The sequence below is a fragment of the Nesterenkonia aerolata genome (assembly GCF_031470965.1).
Taxonomy (GTDB): Bacteria; Actinomycetota; Actinomycetes; order Actinomycetales; family Micrococcaceae; genus Nesterenkonia; species Nesterenkonia aerolata.
Map to the genome: position 1 here is coordinate 1 of NZ_JAVKGR010000051.1, position 984 is coordinate 984.

At 65.9% G+C, this 984-nt stretch carries 1 protein-coding gene; it reads right to left on the reverse strand.

From position 1 onward, the window contains the following. Positions 1-878: transposase (locus RIL96_RS13280; protein ID WP_310549489.1), on the reverse strand; the 878-nt coding region annotated here is incomplete at its 3' end. Positions 879-984: the final 106 nt, after the last annotated feature.

Below are 984 nucleotides of genomic sequence, written 5' to 3' on the forward strand. Positions count from 1 at the left end.
ACTTCGCGGGTGACTCGTTGGCGGACCTCGGTGAGCATCTGGTTACCGAGGCGGACCACGTGCCAGTGATCAACGCTGATCTCCACCGCCGGCAGCACCTGGGCCACCGCGTTGCGGAACGCCGAGGAGGGATCGATCGCCACTACTTCTAGGCCCTCCAGCCAGGCCTGGGAGCGTGCTCGTAGCCAGCGGGTGATGTTCGCACTGGAGCGACCGTCGACCACGCCGAGGATGTGGCCGGTCGCGGCGTTGACGAAGGTCGACATCCACGGCTCTACCCGGCACCACTGAGCAGTCCCAGGATGCTTGAACCACTTCGCTCGGGCGAAGCGGTGCTCATCAATCCCCAAGGCCCGCACCGGCACCTGGTCCGGGTCGGGGATGGTGACCGTATCAGCGATGATTGCGGCGTTGATCGTCGCCCAGCCCAGCCGGTGGCGGGCACACGCCCGCCAGATCGGCATCCCCTCATCCAAGACCGCTTCGACGGCGGCCGCCTTCAACCGGGCGGTGCACCGGGCCCGAAAGGGCAACTGGCTGGTGACCTGGGTGAAGGTCCGCCGAGCACACCCGGCCTCGGTGCAGAGGAACCGGGGCTTGATGACTATCAGCTCGATGTCCTTGCCCCCGACGCCGAGATCTTTGACCCGTTGGCGGGTGCGCTGATGCACCCGGGCCGAGATCACCCCGCAGTCAGGGCAGGCCGCCTCGGTGCTGTTGGCGACGGCGGTGACTCGACGGCCTCCCAACGGCAGATCACAGGCCGATAGCACCTGGTAGCCGGGCAGGTTGAACACCACCGAGACCGGATCCCGAACCGCGTCGATGACGCTGCTAACGGTGGGCAGGAACAGGTGAGGGCCCGTAGGCTGGAACATGGCTCGCGTCCTTCGTTACTCGGAAGATAGATCGGCAAAATCCATCATCCAACAAGGGCGCGAGCCCCTTGACTCACGACACCTCCACACTCAACCGCGAATGGCC